The 17,380-nt window shown below is 64.7% G+C and carries 17 protein-coding genes; 10 read left to right on the top strand and 7 right to left on the bottom strand.

From position 1 onward, the window contains the following. Positions 1 to 15: 15 nt before the first annotated feature. Both ML540_RS16715 and ML540_RS16710 read right to left on the bottom strand, forming a co-directional pair. The gene (locus tag ML540_RS16715; RefSeq protein WP_243364057.1) at positions 16 to 726 is read right to left on the bottom strand and encodes a Smr/MutS family protein; all 711 of its coding nucleotides are present in this window, start codon (positions 724 to 726) and stop codon (positions 16 to 18) included. 87 nt (positions 727 to 813) lie between these two features. Further along, positions 814 to 1,311 carry a hypothetical protein gene (locus ML540_RS16710; protein ID WP_243364055.1) on the bottom strand — a complete coding sequence of 166 codons (498 nt, stop codon included), beginning with the start codon at positions 1,309 to 1,311 and terminating at the stop codon, positions 814 to 816. A gap of 349 nt (positions 1,312 to 1,660) precedes the next feature. Here ML540_RS16710 and ML540_RS16705 point away from each other — a divergent pair, with 349 nt between their 5' ends. The 4 genes from ML540_RS16705 to ML540_RS16690 all read left to right on the top strand — a co-directional run bounded on the left by ML540_RS16705 (position 1,661) and on the right by ML540_RS16690 (position 6,692). Continuing rightward, entirely contained in the window at positions 1,661 to 2,635 is a 975-nt protein-coding gene (locus ML540_RS16705) for a DnaJ C-terminal domain-containing protein (RefSeq protein WP_243364053.1), read from the top strand. Between the two features lie 15 nt (positions 2,636 to 2,650). Next, entirely contained in the window at positions 2,651 to 2,968 is a 318-nt protein-coding gene (locus tag ML540_RS16700) for a chaperone modulator CbpM (RefSeq protein WP_243364045.1), read from the top strand. Positions 2,969 to 3,018: 50 nt separating this feature from the next. Further along, on the top strand, positions 3,019 to 5,622 hold the full coding sequence (gene clpB, locus ML540_RS16695) for an ATP-dependent chaperone ClpB (protein WP_243364043.1): 2,604 nt from the start codon (positions 3,019 to 3,021) through the stop codon (positions 5,620 to 5,622). A 323-nt stretch (positions 5,623 to 5,945) separates the two neighbouring features. Beyond that, a complete protein-coding gene (locus ML540_RS16690) occupies positions 5,946 to 6,692 on the top strand; it encodes a GGDEF domain-containing protein (protein ID WP_243364041.1) in 747 nt (248 codons plus the stop codon). A 72-nt stretch (positions 6,693 to 6,764) separates the two neighbouring features. Here the strand turns inward: ML540_RS16690 and ML540_RS16685 are convergent, their stop codons facing one another. The 4 genes from ML540_RS16685 to ML540_RS16670 all read right to left on the bottom strand — a co-directional run bounded on the left by ML540_RS16685 (position 6,765) and on the right by ML540_RS16670 (position 9,975). Further along, positions 6,765 to 7,868, bottom strand: a complete 1,104-nt coding sequence (locus tag ML540_RS16685; RefSeq protein WP_243364039.1) for an acyltransferase family protein — start codon at positions 7,866 to 7,868, stop codon at positions 6,765 to 6,767. A gap of 72 nt (positions 7,869 to 7,940) precedes the next feature. Then, a complete protein-coding gene (locus ML540_RS16680) occupies positions 7,941 to 8,645 on the bottom strand; it encodes an HD-GYP domain-containing protein (RefSeq protein ID WP_243364037.1) in 705 nt (234 codons plus the stop codon). Between the two features lie 99 nt (positions 8,646 to 8,744). Next, positions 8,745 to 8,975: a DUF2905 domain-containing protein gene (locus ML540_RS16675; protein WP_243364035.1), complete on the bottom strand. Its 231-nt coding sequence runs from the start codon at positions 8,973 to 8,975 to the stop codon at positions 8,745 to 8,747. Between the two features lie 7 nt (positions 8,976 to 8,982). Continuing rightward, positions 8,983 to 9,975 carry a polysaccharide deacetylase family protein gene (locus ML540_RS16670; RefSeq protein WP_243364032.1) on the bottom strand — a complete coding sequence of 331 codons (993 nt, stop codon included), beginning with the start codon at positions 9,973 to 9,975 and terminating at the stop codon, positions 8,983 to 8,985. Between the two features lie 250 nt (positions 9,976 to 10,225). Here ML540_RS16670 and ML540_RS16665 point away from each other — a divergent pair, with 250 nt between their 5' ends. The 5 genes from ML540_RS16665 to ML540_RS16645 all read left to right on the top strand — a co-directional run bounded on the left by ML540_RS16665 (position 10,226) and on the right by ML540_RS16645 (position 14,423). Further along, entirely contained in the window at positions 10,226 to 11,353 is a 1,128-nt protein-coding gene (locus ML540_RS16665) for an aminotransferase class I/II-fold pyridoxal phosphate-dependent enzyme (RefSeq protein WP_243364030.1), read from the top strand. Between the two features lie 231 nt (positions 11,354 to 11,584). Then, positions 11,585 to 12,322: a basic amino acid ABC transporter substrate-binding protein gene (locus ML540_RS16660; RefSeq protein ID WP_243364018.1), complete on the top strand. Its 738-nt coding sequence runs from the start codon at positions 11,585 to 11,587 to the stop codon at positions 12,320 to 12,322. A 59-nt stretch (positions 12,323 to 12,381) separates the two neighbouring features. After that, entirely contained in the window at positions 12,382 to 13,173 is a 792-nt protein-coding gene (locus ML540_RS16655) for an amino acid ABC transporter permease (protein ID WP_243364008.1), read from the top strand. Beyond that, positions 13,160 to 13,909 (top strand): amino acid ABC transporter ATP-binding protein, encoded by a 750-nt coding sequence (locus ML540_RS16650; protein ID WP_279343510.1) that lies wholly within the window; start codon positions 13,160 to 13,162, stop codon positions 13,907 to 13,909. Before ML540_RS16655 ends, ML540_RS16650 begins: the two co-directional genes overlap by 14 nt. Positions 13,910 to 14,087: 178 nt before the next feature. Continuing rightward, on the top strand, positions 14,088 to 14,423 hold the full coding sequence (locus ML540_RS16645; protein WP_243364005.1) for a hypothetical protein: 336 nt from the start codon (positions 14,088 to 14,090) through the stop codon (positions 14,421 to 14,423). Positions 14,424 to 14,578: 155 nt separating this feature from the next. Here the strand turns inward: ML540_RS16645 and ML540_RS16640 are convergent, their stop codons facing one another. Then, a complete protein-coding gene (locus ML540_RS16640) occupies positions 14,579 to 15,925 on the bottom strand; it encodes a TrpB-like pyridoxal phosphate-dependent enzyme (protein WP_243364000.1) in 1,347 nt (448 codons plus the stop codon). A 183-nt stretch (positions 15,926 to 16,108) separates the two neighbouring features. Between ML540_RS16640 and ML540_RS16635 the strand changes: the two genes are divergently transcribed. Beyond that, complete coding sequence (locus tag ML540_RS16635) at positions 16,109 to 17,371, top strand: YhjD/YihY/BrkB family envelope integrity protein (RefSeq protein ID WP_243363997.1); 1,263 nt, start codon at positions 16,109 to 16,111, stop codon at positions 17,369 to 17,371. Positions 17,372 to 17,380 lie beyond the last annotated feature (9 nt).

Below are 17,380 nucleotides of genomic sequence, written 5' to 3'. Positions count from 1 at the left end.
TGCAGCTTTACTCACTCAATCGTCCCCCCACAGGTTCTCCCACTTGATCTTGCCTTCGGTCTTCTTGCGCTGCCTAAGCAGCACGTAGAGCGCTCCGGCCCCGCCGTGGCGCGGCTGGGCAGTGCAGAAGGCCAGCACCACCCTTTTCAGGGGATCGCGCGTGAGCCAGCTTTTCAGCTCTTCCTTCAGCACCGGCATGCCGCCCGGCGAGTTGATGCCCCGGCCGGGGATAAGCAGCAGGCAGCGCTTGCCCTGCATGTATTTCTCCCGCGTGAACACGAGCAGCGACTCGTAAGCCTGCTCGGCGTTGAGGCCGTGCAGGTCCAGGTGCGCCTCCGGGCTATACTGCCCGGCCTTGAGCTGGCGAAAAATCTTCTGGTCCGTTCCCTTGACGAATCCCTGCACGTATTCGTCCGTGTACTCCAACTCGAACTCCACCTTGCCGGACACCAGGTCCTGCAGCATGGCCCGGGCCTCGGCATCCGGATCGGACGCCACCGGCTGCGCCGGCCGCACCTGGGCGGCCACCTGCCTGCCGGTTGCGGCCTTGCCCATGCGGTCGACGCCGGACATGGCCCTGGCGAACAGGTCCTCCTCGTCGGCCGGGGCCTGTTCGGCGGCCTTGGCTGGTTTGGGCGCAGGGGCCGGGGCGGCGGGCTTCAGCTTCTTGAGCTTCAAGCCTTTGAGCTGGTCGAAGGGATTGTTGAAGTCGTCTTTCTTGGACATGCGGCGGTGCTAGCCTGACTCGGTCCGGATTGCAACGCCGCCCGGCCGCCTGGAAGGCTCCGGCCCTTCTCCGGGAGGAGCGGGGACTTACGCCTTTCCCGCAGGCTCCTGTTCGTCCCCGGTCACGGCCCAGTTGATGCGGAACTGGAGGTAAAGATTGACGAACAGGAACGTCCACAGGGCGCTTATCCGGGAATAATTCTCTTCCGGGGTGTCGAAAGCGGCCAGATGATCCATCATGGCCCGCCTGGCATTGAAGAACTGGAGATAGAACCACGCGAGGCTGCCCCAGAAGATGAGCTGGGCCGCCACGCATATCGCGAAGCCGAGGGTCGGGGGCACGTCCGGGAGAGGTTCCATGAAAAAGGGCGTGACGGTCGAAGCCACGGCCGCGAAAACGATGGGGGTGACCTTCACTTTCGCGTTCGAATGCAACCTGTTGAAATGCTTCGCCCGCAGCCCGAGCCAGAAGTAAGGATAGAACCCCAGGGACAGCAGCGACCACAAAAGCATCAGCCAGATGGACATCCGGCGGATGCCGGGAAGCCGGTCCGCTGCGGCGACGCGACGGGCTTCTCCATTCATCCCGGGTTGCCCGTTATCCGGCAAGTTGGGGTCTTCCACGGATTCCTCGCTTGCCCGGTGGCGTTTATGCCCCCGCGGCGGTCCGAAACAACACGTCACAATTCGACTTGCCCAATATTTATTCACTTGTCCTATCGACAAATACTTGTCAAGTGATCGCCGGTCGACAGCCCCAGAAGCCCTTTCCCTGCCAGGACGGAAAGCGTGAAATCCCGGTTTCGTCCCGCCTCCAAACGTGTATAATGCGAAAAAGACATGCTCTATTGCCCCGTGGCGCTTGACGGTTTCACCAACCGGATTATTATGTAAACTTGCCACGGGACGAAGACGTCCGACAAAGGATAACCACGTGGATTACAAAGACTACTACAAGCTCCTGGGCGTCAAGCGGGACGCCTCGCAGGACGACATCTCCAAGGCTTTCAAGAAGCTGGCCCGGCAGTGCCACCCGGACCTGAATCCCGGCGACTGCAAGGCAGAGGGCAAGTTCAAGGAGATCAACGAAGCCTACGAGGTGCTGCGCGACCCCGAGAAGCGCAAGCTCTACGACCAGCTCGGCCCCAACTGGCAGCACGGGCAAAACTTCCAGCCCCCGCCGGGCTACGAGAACGTCCGCTTCCACTTCGGCGGTCAGGGCGGCCAGCAGTTCGACGCGGGCGGCTTCTCGGACTTCTTCCAGACCATATTCGGCGGATCCGGCGGCATGGGCGGCTTCGGAGGGTCCGGCTTCGGCCAGGGCTTCGGCGGCCAGCGCCGCCCCGCGCGCGGACAGGACGTGGAGGCCGCACTGGAGCTCACCCTGGAGGAAGCCTACCTGGGCGGCTCCAAGGCCATCACCCTGCAGGAGGAAGCCGTCACCCCCGACGGTCGCCCTTACCTGAAACCCAAGACCCTCTCGGTGAACATCCCGGCGGGCATGCGCGACGGCGGCAAGATCCGCCTGGCCGGGCAAGGTTCACAAGGGTTTGGCGGCGGACCGGCGGGCGATCTCTACCTCAAGATCACCATCCGCCCCCACTCACGCTTCAAGCTCGAGGACGTCAACGTGGTGGTGGACGTTCCGGTGGCCCCCTGGGAGGCCGCCCTGGGCGCCAGCGTGCGCGTGCCCACCCTGGACGGCGAGATAGACCTGAACATCCCCCCGGGCATCGGCTCCGGGCGCAAGCTGCGTATCCGGGGCAAGGGGCTTCAGGGCAAGGCCGGACGCGGCGATCAACTGGTGCGGGTCATGATCCAGGTGCCCAGGACCGCCACGGACAAGGAACGCGCCCTGTGGGAGGAACTGGCCAAGGCCTCCGATTTCAATCCCCGCGAACACCACTAACACCGGGAGGACCGTATGGGAGGCATCACCATCGTCGCCGGAGCGGGCCTGCCGGTGAAATCCGAGCTGATCGCCTGGGCGCAGTTCATGGAACTGACCGGGCTGCACCCCTCCTTCGTGGGGGAGCTCATCGAACTTGGCTGGCTCGCGCCGCAGCGCACCCAGGGCAGCGAGCTGCTGTTTCGCCACCGCGACGTCTACCGGGTGAAGAAGCTCTCCAGGCTGTGCCATGATCTGGAGATCAACCCCGTGGGAGGGTCCATCATCGTGGACCTAGTGGAGCGCATAGAGCTGCTCGAGAAACGCGTGCGCGACCTGGAGAGATTGATCTGATCGACACCACCTACTGATCCGACGACATACTCACTCCCCAAGGAGATACCATGGACCTCAACAAGTTCACGCAGAAATCCCAGGAAGCCATCAGCCAGGCCCAGGCCGTGGCCGTGCGCCTGGGACATCAGCAGATAGACGCCGGACACCTCATGCTCTCCCTGGCCCAGCAGGAGCAGGGTCTTGTACCACGCCTGCTGGAGCGCGCCGGATACGACGTGCGCGCCTACCAGCGCGCCCTCGAGGACGAACTTTCCAAGCAGCCGCGCGTGTCCGGCCCGGGCTCGCAGCCGGGGCAGGTGTATGTCACCCCCCGGGTGAACGAGGTGCTGGTGGCGGCGAGCGAATTGGCCAAGTCTATGAAGGACGACTACGTCTCGGTGGAGCACCTGTTCCTGTCGCTTCTGGACGAGCCGCCCTCCTCCGCCCTGGGCAAGGCCAACAAGCAGTTCGGCCTGACCAAGGAAAAGATTCTGGCCGTGCTCACCGACGTGCGCGGCTCCCAGCGCGTGACCTCGGCCAACCCCGAGGAAACCTACGAGGCCCTGAAGAAGTACGGCCGCGACCTGGTGGACGAGGCGCAGAAGGGAAAGCTCGACCCGGTGATCGGCCGCGACGAGGAGATCAGGCGCTGCGTGCGCATTCTCTCCAGGCGCACCAAGAACAACCCGGTGCTCATCGGCGAGGCCGGCGTGGGCAAGACGGCCATCGTGGAGGGCCTGGCCCAGCGCATCGTGAAGAAGGACGTGCCCGAGGGGCTGAAAGAGAAGACCCTCTTCGCCCTGGACATGGGCGCGCTCATCGCGGGCGCCAAGTACCGCGGCGAGTTCGAGGAGCGCCTCAAGGCCGTGCTCAAGGAGGTACAGTCCTCCGAGGGGCGCATCATCCTGTTCATTGATGAATTGCACACCATCGTTGGCGCGGGCAAGGCCGAGGGGGCCATGGACGCGGGCAACCTCCTGAAGCCCATGCTGGCGCGCGGCGAGCTGCACTGCATCGGCGCCACCACCATCGACGAGTACCGCAAATATATCGAGAAAGACCCGGCCCTGGAGCGCCGCTTCCAGCCCGTGCTGGTTGACGAGCCCACGCTTGAGGACACCGTCTCCATCCTGCGCGGCCTGCGCGAGCGCTTCGAGGTGCACCACGGCGTGCGCATCGCGGACGCGGCCCTGGTGGAGTCGGCCGTGCTCTCCACCCGTTACCTGCCGGACCGCCAGCTGCCGGACAAGGCCATCGACCTGATCGACGAGGCCGCGGCCATGATCCGCACCGAGATCGACTCGTTGCCCACCGAGCTCGACACCATCAACCGGCGCATCATGCAGCTGGAGATCGAGCAGGCGGCGCTGACCCGCGAGACCGACAAGGCCTCCAAGGAACGCCTGGAAAAGCTGCGCGAAGAGCTGGCCGGACTCAAGGAGGAGCAGACGGTGCTCCTGACCCAGTGGGACCGCGAGAAGCAGTCCATCGAGGGGCTGCGCAGCATCAAGGGAGAGATCGAGCGCACCAGGCTCGAGATGGAGAAGGCCGAGCGCGAATACGACATGAACAAGGCCGCCGAGCTCAAGTACGGCAAGCTGAACCAGTTGGAGAGCGAGCTGCACAAGCAGGAGGCCCAGATCGAGGCGGCCTCGGGCGGCCAGAGGCTCCTGCGCGAAGAGGTCGGCCCTGACGACGTGGCCCAGGTGATCGCCCGCTGGACCGGCATCCCCGTGACCAAGCTCCTGGAGACCGAGCGCGAGAAGCTCCTGCGCCTGCCCGAGGAGTTGCACCAGCGCGTGGTGGGCCAGGACGAGGCCGTCACCGCCGTGGCCGACGCGGTGCTGCGCGCCCGGGCCGGACTCAAGGACCCCAAACGCCCCATCGGCTCGTTCATCTTCCTTGGGCCCACGGGCGTGGGCAAGACAGAGCTGTGCAAAACCCTGGCCGAGGCCCTCTTCGACACTGAGGAGAACATCGTGCGCCTGGACATGAGCGAATACATGGAAAAGCACACGGTCTCCCGGCTCATCGGCGCGCCTCCGGGCTACGTGGGCTACGACGAGGGCGGCCAGCTCACCGAGGCGGTCAGGCGCAAGCCCTACTCCGTGGTGCTCTTCGACGAGATCGAGAAGGCCCACCACGACGTGTTCAACGTGCTGCTCCAGATTCTCGACGACGGCCGCCTCACGGACAGCCACGGCAAGACGGTGGACTTCAAGAACACCATCGTCATCATGACCTCCAACCTGGGCTCGCAGTTCATGCTGGACGGCATCCAGGCCGACGGCGAATTCAAGCCCGGCACCTCGGACAAGGTCATGGACACCCTGCGCTCCCACTTCAGGCCTGAGTTCCTGAACCGCGTGGACGAGATCGTGCTGTTCAAGCCCCTGCTGAAGGAGCAGATCGGCGCCATCATCGAACTGATGCTCACCGGGCTCAGGGCCAGGCTCGTGGAGCGCAAGGTCACGCTCACGCTCACCGACGCGGCCAAGAGCTTCATCGCCGACGCCGCCTACGATCCGGTATACGGCGCGCGGCCGCTCAGGCGTTATATCCAGGCCCACATCGAGACGCCGCTGGCCCGCAGGATCATCGCGGGCGACGTGGCCGACGGACAGGACGTCACGGTGGATGCGTCCGGCGAGGGGCTGGGCTTCGTCCTCTAGCGGGGGTTTTTAGAGAATGAGGAACGTGTTTTCGCACGTTCTGCCAATGGTCTCCGCTGGTTGCAGGCACACGTGCCCCGGATGACATGCCTGGGCGCAACGCTGGAACAGGGCATCCGTTGCAAATTCGGATAAGGCCGCTCCACGCAGTGGAGCGGCCTTTTTCGTGCAGCGCCGGAACCCAGGATTGCCGAATATTTAAAGAGAATTGAAACCGAAACATCGAAACAGCAATAGGCTACCGAATGAGTCCGTTTTTTCCTTGCCATTTCCAGGGGAATGCCTAGATAGCCTTGCATCCAATTTACTGGCGGTGATTCACGATGTTCGACCGCGTGCCGTTTTTCTCCCGCCCCCGGCGGGGGCACAGGCGGGCCAGGGCGCTGCAGGGCGTTTTCCTGGCCGTCTTCGCTCCCGTGGGATGGCTTGCGCTCCAGGCGCTCCAGGGAGTCTCCCCCGCGGACGTGGCGCGCGCCCACCCGGGGCTCATGGCCTACATGCTCCTGGGGACCATGGCTGCGTTCGGCGTCTTCGGCTGGCTGCTCGGCCGCGAGGAGGAGCGCCTCTCGCGTCTGGCCATGCTGGACGAACTCACGGGCCTTGCCAACAACCGCCTGTTCGGCGCGCGCCTGGAGGAATGCCTGGTCGCCAGCCGCCGCAGCGGCCGCCCGCTCAGCCTGCTCCTGGTGGACATGGACCGCTTCAAGGACATCAACGACAGCCACGGCCACCAGGCGGGTGACCTGGCCCTGAAGACGGCCGCGTCCGTTATCCGCTCGTCCATAAGGGCGTCCGACGTGGCCGCCCGGATCGGCGGCGAGGAGTTCGCGGTGATTCTGCCGGAGACCGGCACCAAGGAGGCGGCCGACGTGGCCGGCAGGGTGTTGTCGGGGCTGCGCGGGGCCGACGTGAGGCTGGGCGACGGAACAATGGTGAACCTGTCGGCGTCCATCGGCCTGTCCGGAGGCATCCCGGCCAGCGGAGAGTCGGGCTTCGCGCTGTTCGCCCAGGCCGACAAGGCGCTCTACAAGGCCAAAGAAACCGGCAGGGGCCGCCTGGTCACGGCCTGATCGCCCGGCAACGCCTGGGGACGCCCCGCAGGACGCGATCATCTCTTCTCGGATCTGTCGATCCGCCCTGCGTCACATCCTGAGAGCGCGGGCCGCGCGGTTCATGAGCATGACCATGACCGTCAGCACCACCAGAAGCCCCACCGCCCAGGCGATGGACGCCACGTACCTGTCCCCCACGAATCCGAGGAAGCCGTCGAACAACCAGAAGTGCAGGCTCTTCCCCTGGCATATCGCCAGGGGAAGCTTGGTGACGTAGAGCACCTCCGCCAGCAGCTGCGACACTACATACACGAACAGGGCGCGTTTCCCCAGCGCCAGAAACGGGGTTATCCAGGGGCCGTGGTTCTTCCCATCCAGGAGGCGGTGGGCCACGGCCGTCAGCATGACCCCGAAGCCCCCCACGAACAGCACGAACGAACTGGTGGTGATGGTCTTGTTGATGGGGAACCATTCGTCCCAGGCCAGCCCGGCCAGGTGCAGTCCGAGCCCTAGCAGGAAGACGTTGCGCCAGTCGGGGTTTCCGCCCCTCTTGAGCCATCGTCCGGCGAGCACGCCGAACAGGGCCAGGGCCACGCACGGCACCGTGCTGAGGAGCCCCTCCGGGTCCCAGGAGGTGTCATATTCCCAGATGTGCCCGCGCAGAAGCATCTGGTCCAGCCAACCCTCCAGGTTGTATTCCTTGTCCAGGGTGGGATAGCCCAGGCCCGGCACCGGGACGAACGTCCAGAGCAGCCAGTATCCCACGAGGATGCCGAGCGCCGTGGCCAGGATACCTTGGCGGCCGAGCTTCAGATGCAGCCACAGCGCGGCCAAGTAGACTACGGCGATGCGCTGCAGTACGCCTGGAATCCGCAAGGTATCCAGATGGTAGAAGGGGAACCCGTTCACGAAAAGGCCAAGCAGGAAGATGATCCCGGCGCGCCTCAAGGCGGGGGACCAGAGGGTGGCCTCCGGGACGTCGCGCCGCACGGCCAGCGCAACGGAAACCCCAACCAGGAACAGGAACAGGGGGAAAATGAAATCCACGGCGGTCCAGCCGTGCCAGTGGGAATGGACCAGCTCCCGGTAGACGTACATGGTGTCCCCGGGGTTGTTGGCGATCACCATGAACGCCACCGTCACACCCCGCAGGAAGTCCACCGAGACGAGCCGTGCGCTGTTTTTTCGAGCCATTGCACGCGCCTTAATCAACCGCATTCAAATACTCAAGTCCCTGCCATCGCATCCGGCGTTACATGCAGGCGTTCAACCGGACAATCCCAGGGCCGTCTCCGCCTGTCTCGGATATTCTTCGGAAACGCCGCAATGCCTGGACACGACCACGGCGACCTCGTCCACGTGCAGGAACAGGTCGCGGCACAGGTCCGGATCGTAGCGCACGCCCGAACAGCGCTCGATCTCGGCCAGCGCCTCGGACAGGGTCATGGAGGGACGGTAGGCGCGGCATTCGAGCATGGCCGCCAGGCTGTCGGCCACGGCGAGAATGCGCCCGCCCAGGGGGATGTCCCGACCGGCCAAGCCCTGGGGATATCCTCCGCCATCATAGCTTTCATGGTGTGAGAGCACCATGTCCGCCACGCTGTTCTTGGCCGAGAAAAGTTCGATGGGCCCGAGTATCTGCGCGCCGATGCGGGGATGCTCCTTCATGAGCAGCCATTCAGCCGGGTCCAGCCCGCCTGGCTTGAGCAGGATGCTGTCGGGAATGCCGATCTTGCCGATGTCGTGCAGGTGCCCCGCAATATGCACCACGTCCGCCTGCCTGTGCGGCAGGCCGTGAGCCAGGGCCAGAACGGTGGCCAGCTCCGCCGTGAGGGACGAATGCTCGAACAGGCGCTTGTCCTTGGCGTCCACGGCCCGGCCCAGGGTGTCGGCTATCTGGTGGACCGTAGCGGCCAACTGGCCGCAACGGTATGCGCCGAGACAATCATCCAACGCGCGAAGAAGCTTCATGGGGTGACTCCAGGATGTTGTCGCGGCGTAATATCGAGATTGATTTTCAAAATCAATAACCAATCTCAACTTCAGCCCGGTAATGTCCTGAATGGACCGCTATTTCCTGAACAGCCAGAAAAGAAGGCTCAGAATCGCGCTGACCACCAGGCACGTGACCCAAGGGAAGGAGAACCGGAAATTCTCTTTCTCGATGACCACGTCGCCGGGCAAACGGCCGAATGGAAGGCGCGACAGGAAGTCCCACAATGGACCAAGGCGCTCCCGGAACGTGAGCACGAGCCCCACCGCGAGAAACACCGCGCCCAGGATGAGAAACGCCCGCCCCATGCCCTCCTCACTTCCGCCTGGGGTGCACGGTGCCGTCCCCGAACTGGGCATCGTACACGGCGGTGTCGCCGGGGCGGGAATCGAAACATTCGGGCGAGGCCACCGGGCGTCCGGCAGCCAGCAAGGCGCTCACCGTGACGAAGCGGTAGCCCTTGGCCCGAAGCGCGGGAACGATGCTCCGCAGGGCTTCGGCCGTGGCGTGGCCGAAGCCGTTGGCATGCCCCAGCACGATGGAGCCGGGCTTCACGTTCTTCAGGACGTCTCGGGTCACGGCCGAGGCGTCACGGGTCTTGGCCGCGTCCATCATGTTCACGTCCCACTGCACGGCGGCAATGCCCATGGAGGCCAGCATGTCCAGGGCTTCGGCCCGGCAGCGCCCATAGGGAAAGCGGAACACGCGGATGGTCCGGGGGGCCGCATCGGCGCACGCGGGGCAGGAGCGTTCCCGGGCGAGCCGGTCCAGATTCTCCCGGATGAGCTCGTACTGGGCCTGGGTCCAGGCGATCTGCTGGCGCATGCGCGAGGCGTCCAGCACGCCGAAATTGCCGTGGGTCCAGGCGTGGCTGCCCACCTCGAAATTGGGGTCACCCGCCAACTGCGTGGCCCGCTCGGGGTGGCTGCGCATCCACTTGCCACCCGCGAAAAATGTGGCGGCCACGCCTTCGGCCCGCAGGTAGTCCACGATGGCCCCGTCGTAGCCCGCCCGCTGGTCCGAGAGTTCGCAGAGGTCGAAGGTCAAGGCGACGAGCTTTTCCCCGCCCGTGTCCACCCGGCGGATGGAGCCGCGAAGCTCCGGAGGCAGCGCGGCCGCCACGGCAAGAGGCGTGGTCCGCTCCGGCGCCGAGAGGTCCGGCGCACCAAGGCGGCCCGGGTGGGGCTCTTCCGGGCGTCCGGCCAGTTCGGCCGGGGTCCAGAGGCTGGCGGCCCCAGCGCCGGCGGGCATTGCGGCATAAAGGACCAGGGCGAAAAGCAGGCAGGAAAAATAAGGATTGCGGCGCATAATGTCTCCAGAAGGGAAAATACGCCCGCCGCATGGCGGTGGCAAGGCGTTCGACGAAGTCAGGCAGGGAAAACAGGCCGTCATCGCGGCCTGCGAAGCGCCGCAAGAATGTTGCTCCGGGAGGCCCTGACGGCTATCACACTGCTTCCGGCGTGCCCCGGTCCCGACCTCCCCGCAATCAGGGGCATCCCCGAAGGGACACGGCCTGCACCGGAAGAACATCTGAAACCCGCAACATCCTGGAGCCGCCGTGAAGCTTCCTCCGTTCGAACTCGAGCGCTATTTCGCGCAGCACGAATTCACCGTCCCCCACCTGCTGTGCGTCTCCGACTGCGAAAGCATGACCGTGGGACAGCTGCTGGACATGGAGCCCGGCTCCCGCGAGCGCTTCGAGGCCCTCTCCCTGGGCTACACCGAGGCCCCGGGCGGCGAAGAGCTCCGCGCCGAGATCGCCGGTCTCTACGAAAGCGTTGTCGCCAAGGACGTACTGGGCCACGTGGGCGCGCAGGAGGCCATCTTCACCTTCGCCACCGCCTGCCTGGAGCCGGGAGACGAGGTGGTGGTCCACATGCCCTGTTACCAGTCGCTCCATCAGGTGGCCGCCTCGCGCGGCTGCACGGTGGTGCCCTGGACGGCGCGCGAGGAGAACGGCTGGGCACCCGACCCCGACGAACTGGCCCGGCTCGTCGGGCCACAAACCAAGGCCGTGTTCCTGAACTCTCCCCACAATCCCACGGGCGCGAGCCTGAACCGCACCGGCATGGAACGCGTGGCGAAGGTCGTCTCGCGCCACGGCTGCCTGCTCTTCTCCGACGAGGTGTACCGGTTCATGGAATATGGGCCGGACGAAGCCCCCAGGCCCGCCTGCGATCTTTACGAGCGGGCCGTGTCGCTCGGGGTGATGTCCAAGTCGTTGGGGTTGGCCGGGCTTCGCGTGGGCTGGGTTGCCTGCCGGGACAAATCCGTGCTTGCGGCAATGGCCCAGATCAAGGATTACACCACCATCTGCGGCAGCGCGCCGAGTGAATTCCTGGCCGCCCTGGCCCTGCGCGGCAGGGAGGCGATCCTTGCGCGCCTACGCTCCATCACCGCCGGCAACCTGGAGATTTTGCGCCGGTTCATGGCCGCGCAGCAAGGCCGCTTGGCCTGGGCCGAGCCAACGGGTGGCCCGATCGCCTTCCCGCGCCTAGCCTCGGGCCGCGACGCCGAACCCTTTTGCGCCGAGGTGCTCAGGCAGTCCGGGGTGCTGCTGCTTCCCGGCCGCCTCTACGGCGAGGCATGGAAGCACCATTTCCGGATGGGATTTGGGCGTTCCGGTTTCAGGAACGGACTGGCCGCGCTCGAGGCTTGCCTGGACGCAGGACGGATTGCCTGGTGAGAAATACGCCCTCCCTGGTTCCGGATTTCCCGGGCACCGGAGATGCTTTTCCTGCAATGGCGAAGGGTTAAGCATCCGCGAGGAGGAAGCCCCTTCCGTTTGAATTATCTTGAAATTTTGCCGAATTTTCGCAATTGTATCCGGTCGCGTGACGATCACGCCGCTGCGGTTCCGGCACAGGCCCACCAAGGCCGAGGCCGTCCCTGAAACGTCCTAACCACGGAGGAAAACATGCGCAGAATCGTCGTCTTGGCAGCCTTGATGCTTACCTTGCTCTCTCAGTCCGCCTGGGCCAAAACCATTGTCTTCGCTTCCGACGCCACCTGGCCGCCCATGGAGTTCGTGGGCCCCGACAAGGAACTCACCGGCTTCGCCATCGAGTACATGAAGGCCGCCGGCAAGGAAGCGGGCTTCACCCCCGAGTTCAAGGCCACCGCCTGGGACGGCATCTTTGCCGGACTGGCCGCCAACAAGTACGACGCCATCTGCTCCTCCGTGTCCATCACCGAAGAGCGCAAGAACACCATGGACTTCTCCACCCCCTACTTCAAGGTGCGCCAGGCCCTGGTGGTCCCCATGGATTCCAAGGTGAAGACCGTCGCCGAGATGAAGGGCAAGACCCTGGGCGCGCAGATCTCCACCACCGGCCACTTCGCCGTGAAGAAGATGGAAGGCGTCAAGGACAAGTCCTATGACGAAGTGGGCTTGGCCATCGAAGACCTGTACAACGGCCGCATCGACGGCGTGGTCTGCGACGATCCCGTCGCCGCCCAGTACGCCCTGCAGACCGAGAAGTACAAGGGCAAGCTGAAGATCGCCTTCATCATCGAGACCGGCGAGGACGAGTTCTACGGCATCGCCGTGAAGAAAGGCGACAAGGAGACCCTGGCCCTGATCAACAAGGGCATCGAGGCCGTGAAGGCCAAGGGTATCGAGAAGGAACTCATGAAGAAGTGGATCGGCCAGTAGACATCTAACTCCAGAGGGGGAGGGCATCATCGGCCCTCCCCCTCTTTTTTTACACCAACATGCAGACCAAACCACCCGCACCCGTCATCGAGCAGCACGACGGCCCGGCCATCCCCCGCAAGTCGGACAAGGGACTGGTCTCGGCCTGGTGGCTCTCCCTGCTCGCAGCCGTCGGCACGCTTCTCTACCTCGTCCTGGTGGAGCAAGGCGCGTACCTCAGGCTCGTCAAGTTCATCCCGGACGGCATCGTCGTCACCTTCCAGGTGACGATCAGCTCCATCGGCCTGGCCCTGCTCCTGGGCCTGCTCACGGGCCTGGGGCGCGTGTCGCGCAACCGCTGGATCAACCTGGTGGCCTCCACCTACGTGGAAATCATCCGGGGCATCCCGCTTCTGGTGCAGCTCTTTTACATCTACTACGCCCTGGGCCGGTTCGTGCGCGTGCCGGACATGGTCGCCGCGGTCATCGCCATGGCCGTGTGCTACGGCGCGTACCTGGGCGAAATCTTCCGCGCGGGCATCCTGGCCATCGACAAAGGCCAGACCGAAGCCGCCCGCTCGCTCGGCTTCAGCCGCGCCCAGACCATGCGCTACGTCATCCTGCCCCAGGCCATGCGCATCATCCTGCCGCCGGTGGGCAACGAGTTCATCATGCTGCTCAAGGACACCTCCCTGGTGTCCATCCTCGCCGTGGCCGACCTCTTGCGCCGGGGCCGCGAGTTCGCATCGGAAACGTTCCTGTATTTCGAGACCTACACCGTGGTGGCACTGGTCTATTTGATCATCACCCTGCTCCTGTCCAAGATGGTCTCCAAGCTCGAAGAGAGGCTCTCCTACTATGTCCGCAAATAGCGCCATGGAGCCCATCATCACCATTTCCGGAGTGGGCAAGTTCTTCGGCAAGCTGCGCGCCCTCTCGGGCGTGAGCATGGACGTTCGCCCCGGCGAGAAGGTGGTCATCATCGGCCCCTCGGGCTCGGGCAAGTCCACGCTGCTTCGCACCATCAACCGCCTGGAGACCATCGACGCCGGGCGCATCGTGGTGGACGGCTTCGACATCTCCGACACCAAGGTGGACATCAACCAGGTGCGCATGGAGGTGGGGATGGTGTTCCAGTCCTTCAACCTCTTCCCGCACTACACGGTGCTCGACAACGTGACCCTGGCCCCGATCAAGCTCCGCGGCGAATCCCGCAGCGAGGCCGAGGCCAAGGCCATGGTGCTCCTGGACAAGGTGGGCATCAAGGAGAAGGCCGCCGTGTTCCCGGCCATGCTCTCCGGCGGCCAGCAGCAGCGCGTGGCCATCGCCCGCGCCCTGGCCATGAACCCCAAGATCATGCTCTTCGACGAGCCCACCTCCGCACTGGACCCGGAAATGATCGGCGAGGTGCTCGCGGTCATGCTGGACCTGGCCCGCGAGGGCATGACCATGGTGGTGGTGACCCACGAGATGGGCTTCGCACGCCAGGCCGCCGACCGCATCATCTTCATGGACCAGGGCCAGATCATCGACCAGGGGCCGCCCGTGGAGTTCTTCGAGAGCGCCAAGCACCCCCGGGCCCAGAAGTTCCTGGAGCAGATCCTCTAGGGAGCGAGGCGCCCAAGGCCTTCGAATGGTTTAGCCCGGACGGCATCGCCGTCCGGGCTTTCTTCTTTTCTTACAGGATGTTCATGACGCGAGTGTAACTTGCGCGCGGTTCTTCGCGAGGCGTAGAAGCCGCAGCAGACACGAAGTGTCCCATACCTTTCTCCCCAGGAGGATCGCAGTGTTCAAACGTACCGCTTGCCCCATCATGGTCGGGCTTCTGGCCCTCTCGTTTTCCGGAGCCGCCTTCGCCAAGAAGGGCAGCACGTCTTACAACATAGACCAGCGCGAGGCCGACCAGGAGCTGCGCATCCAGCAGGGCGTGAAAAGCGGCCAGCTGACTCCGAAAGAGGCTTCCAAGCTGGAGAAGGGCGAAGCCCGCATCCAGTCCCGCGAGGCGCGCATGAAGTCCGACGGGCGGCTCACCCCCAACGAACGCAAGCAACTCAACCACCAGCTCGACGTGGAGAGCAAGAAAATCTACCGCGAGAAGCACGACAAGCAGAAGGTGCAGTAGCTCCTACGGGCTGTGGGGCGGGTTACCGAGTGCGCACCTGCCGCCGCCCACACGGTCATCCCTGAAACAGCAGAGGCCGCCGGAGCGATCCGGCGGCCTCGTTCGTTTTCTTGGCCGCAAGGTGTCCCAGCGACCCGCTGAACCTCGCGACGCCGCTAGACTTCGATCTCCGGGCAGGCCTTGAGCGATTCCCGGATGTCCTCCTCGGAGTGCTCGAAGTCCACCAGATTGCCCTGCATGTAGGCGTCGTAGGAGGCCAGGTCCAGAAGCCCGTGCCCCGAGAACAGAAACACCACCACCTGCCCGGGCTCTGCCTCGCGGGCAACGTCGATGGCCGCCTTGATGGCGTGGGAGGTCTCTGGCGCGGGCAGGAACCCCTCCGTGGCCTGGAAGAGCTTGGCCGCTTCGAAGCAGTCGTTCTGGAAATAGGCCCGGGCGTCGATAAGCCCCTCGGCGGCCAAGTTGCAGATGATGGGCGCGTCGCCGTGGTAGCGCAGGCCGCCCGCGTGGATGGGCGCGGGCATGTAGTTGTGCCCCAGGGTGTGCATCTTCAGAAGCGGCGTGAGCCGGGCCACGTCGCCGTAGTCGTAGCGGAACTGCCCGCGCGTGAGCGTCGGGCAGGCCTTGGGCTCGGCGGCCACGAAGGTGATCCTCTCCCCGGCGAGCTTGCGCGGCAGAAACGGCAGCACCAGGCCGCCGAAGTTGCTCCCGCCACCCACGCAGCCAACCAGATAGTCCGGCTTCTCACCGGCCATGACCAGCTGCTTCTCGGTCTCCTGGCCGATGATGGTTTGGTGCAGCACCACGTGGTTGAGGACGCTCCCCAGGGCGTACTTGGTGTCGGCGTGTGTGGCCGCGTCCTCCACGGCCTCGGATATGGCCAGCCCCAGGCTGCCCTGGCAGTCCGGATCCTTTGCCAGCACGGCCCGCCCCACTCCAGTCTTGTCCGAAGGCGAGGGGAATATCTCCGCCCCGTAGGACTGGATCAGGATGCGCCGGTACGGCTTCTGATTGTAACTGACCTTCACCATGTACACCGTGCAGTCCAGCCCGAACATCTTGCAGGCAAACGAAAGGGCCGTGCCCCACTGGCCCGCGCCAGTCTCGGTGGCCAGGCGCTTCACGCCCTCGAGTTTGTTGTAGTACGCCTGGGGTACGGCGGTGTTGGGCTTGTGCGACCCGGCCGGGGAGCGCGATTCGTCCTTGTAGTAGATCTTGCACTTGACGCCGAGCGCATCTTCCAGCCTGCGGGCGCGCACCAGGGGCGTCGGACGGTACAGACGGTAGATGTCCAGCACCGGCTCGGGGATGTCGATGAAGCGCTTGGGGCTGACTTCCTGCTCGATGATTCCCATGGGAAAGATGGGGGCCAGCATGTCTGGAGAAATGGGCTGCCCGGAACCGGGATCGAGCGGCGGGGCCAGGGGCGTGGGCAGGTCCGGCAAGGCGTTGTACCACTCGCGGGGCATTTCCCTTTCCGGCAGGATGATCTTGGACTCCATCGAAACTCCTCGCGTTTGCTGCAGTTTTCGGCTTGGTACTCCGACATCCATGTTGCTCGCCTGAGCTATCCGCCGCCCCTTGCCGCTGTCAAGATGAGCCCGCCGACGCTTTGCCGCTGAAATTATTCGTCGTCAGCCGCGCCCTCCCCTGGTATGGATGCCGAAAACACCCGGCACCATACCATGACCAAAGCGCCCTTCATCTTCTCCTGGCTGCGGTTCGTCACGGCGTCCTTCCTGGGCAACCGGGGCTTCCTGCTGGCCTCGTCGCTCAGCTACACGACGGTGCTCTCCCTGGTGCCGCTCCTGGCCGTGGCCTTTTCCGTGTCCAAGGGCTTCGGCATATACGAAGCCCCCTTCCTGCGCGACGTGCTCATGCGCCTCACCGCCGAAAAGTCCGACGTGGTGGACGCCGTTCTGGGCTACATCCAGAACACCAACGTGAAGGCCCTGGGATTCATCGGCGTGGCAACGCTCTTCGTCACCTCCATGGGCCTGCTCTCAACCATGGAGGAGGCTTTCAACATCATCTGGCACGCCAAGTCGAAACGCGGCCTCTGGAGCCGGTTCTCCAACTACCTCACCGTGGTTCTGGTCTGCCCCGTTTTCATCCTGGCCGCCTTCAGCGTCACGGCCACCTTCCAGAACGCTTCCGTAATCCAATGGCTGCGCGAGATCGAACTGTTCAACCAAGCCATCACCCTGGCCGTGAAGGCCGTCCCCATGCTGATGGTGGCCATCTCGCTCTTCATCCTCTACAAATTCCTGCCCAACGTGAAGGTTTCCGCCACCGCCGCCACCACGGGAGCGGCCTGCGCCGGATTCGCCTGGCAGAGCACCCAGGCCGTCTACATCAAGTACCAGATCGGCGTTTCCGGCTACAACGCCATCTACGGCAGCTTCGCCCAGATTCCGCTCCTTCTCGTCTGGCTCTACATCAGCTGGCTCATCGTGCTGGCCGGGGCCGAGATCGCCAACGCCGTGCAGAACTTCACCCGCGTGGTCCACGAGGACACCGTCAGGCACTACTCGTTCTCGGACAGGCGCGACCTGGCCCTGCTGCTCGCGCTCATGCTCACCGAACGGGCCGAGAACAGGCAGTCGCCCCTCTCGGACATGGAGGCCGCCGAGCCCCTTGGCGTGCCGGTCAAGCTGGTGGCGCAGGAGATGCGAAAGCTCGTGAGGATGGGTGTGGCCGTGCACGCCGACAGCGACGAGAACGGCGAGCGCTACGTGCTGGCCGCCGCGCCGGACAAGATCACCGTGGGGGAGCTGGTCGTGGCCTGGGAGGGACTGCGCGGGGAGACGCCCGTGGAGGATCTCGCCGAGCGTTACCCGACGCTTAAGGATGTCAAGAAGCGCCTGAGCGCCTCATGCCTGGAAGGGTCGACCCAGACGTTGCGCGACGTGTGGGCAAGCATGCCGGAAGAGAAAGGCGAGGCATAAGAGCGAGAC

It is taken from the genome of Fundidesulfovibrio terrae (assembly GCF_022808915.1).
Lineage (GTDB): Bacteria > Desulfobacterota > Desulfovibrionia > Desulfovibrionales > Desulfovibrionaceae > Fundidesulfovibrio > Fundidesulfovibrio terrae.
The sequence above is the reverse complement of the archived record's forward strand: the minus strand, read 5'-3'. Positions and strand labels throughout refer to the sequence as shown.

Bases quoted from the DNA above. Each gene is read 5' to 3' on its own strand.
- ML540_RS16640 (WP_243364000.1), bottom strand. From the start codon at position 15,925: ATGGAGTCCAAGATCATCCTGCCGGAAAGGGAAATGCCCCGCGAGTGG.
- ML540_RS16685 (WP_243364039.1), bottom strand. From the start codon at position 7,868: ATGGCTCGAAAAAACAGCGCACGGCTCGTCTCGGTGGACTTCCTGCGG.
- ML540_RS16690 (WP_243364041.1), top strand. From the start codon at position 5,946: ATGTTCGACCGCGTGCCGTTTTTCTCCCGCCCCCGGCGGGGGCACAGG.
- ML540_RS16715 (WP_243364057.1), bottom strand. From the start codon at position 726: ATGTCCAAGAAAGACGACTTCAACAATCCCTTCGACCAGCTCAAAGGC.
- ML540_RS16670 (WP_243364032.1), bottom strand. From the start codon at position 9,975: ATGCGCCGCAATCCTTATTTTTCCTGCCTGCTTTTCGCCCTGGTCCTT.
- ML540_RS16660 (WP_243364018.1), top strand. From the start codon at position 11,585: ATGCGCAGAATCGTCGTCTTGGCAGCCTTGATGCTTACCTTGCTCTCT.
- ML540_RS16675 (WP_243364035.1), bottom strand. From the start codon at position 8,975: ATGGGGCGGGCGTTTCTCATCCTGGGCGCGGTGTTTCTCGCGGTGGGG.
- clpB (WP_243364043.1), top strand. From the start codon at position 3,019: ATGGACCTCAACAAGTTCACGCAGAAATCCCAGGAAGCCATCAGCCAG.
- ML540_RS16650 (WP_279343510.1), top strand. From the start codon at position 13,160: ATGTCCGCAAATAGCGCCATGGAGCCCATCATCACCATTTCCGGAGTG.
- ML540_RS16680 (WP_243364037.1), bottom strand. From the start codon at position 8,645: ATGAAGCTTCTTCGCGCGTTGGATGATTGTCTCGGCGCATACCGTTGC.
- ML540_RS16655 (WP_243364008.1), top strand. From the start codon at position 12,382: ATGCAGACCAAACCACCCGCACCCGTCATCGAGCAGCACGACGGCCCG.
- ML540_RS16700 (WP_243364045.1), top strand. From the start codon at position 2,651: ATGGGAGGCATCACCATCGTCGCCGGAGCGGGCCTGCCGGTGAAATCC.
- ML540_RS16635 (WP_243363997.1), top strand. From the start codon at position 16,109: ATGACCAAAGCGCCCTTCATCTTCTCCTGGCTGCGGTTCGTCACGGCG.
- ML540_RS16710 (WP_243364055.1), bottom strand. From the start codon at position 1,311: ATGAATGGAGAAGCCCGTCGCGTCGCCGCAGCGGACCGGCTTCCCGGC.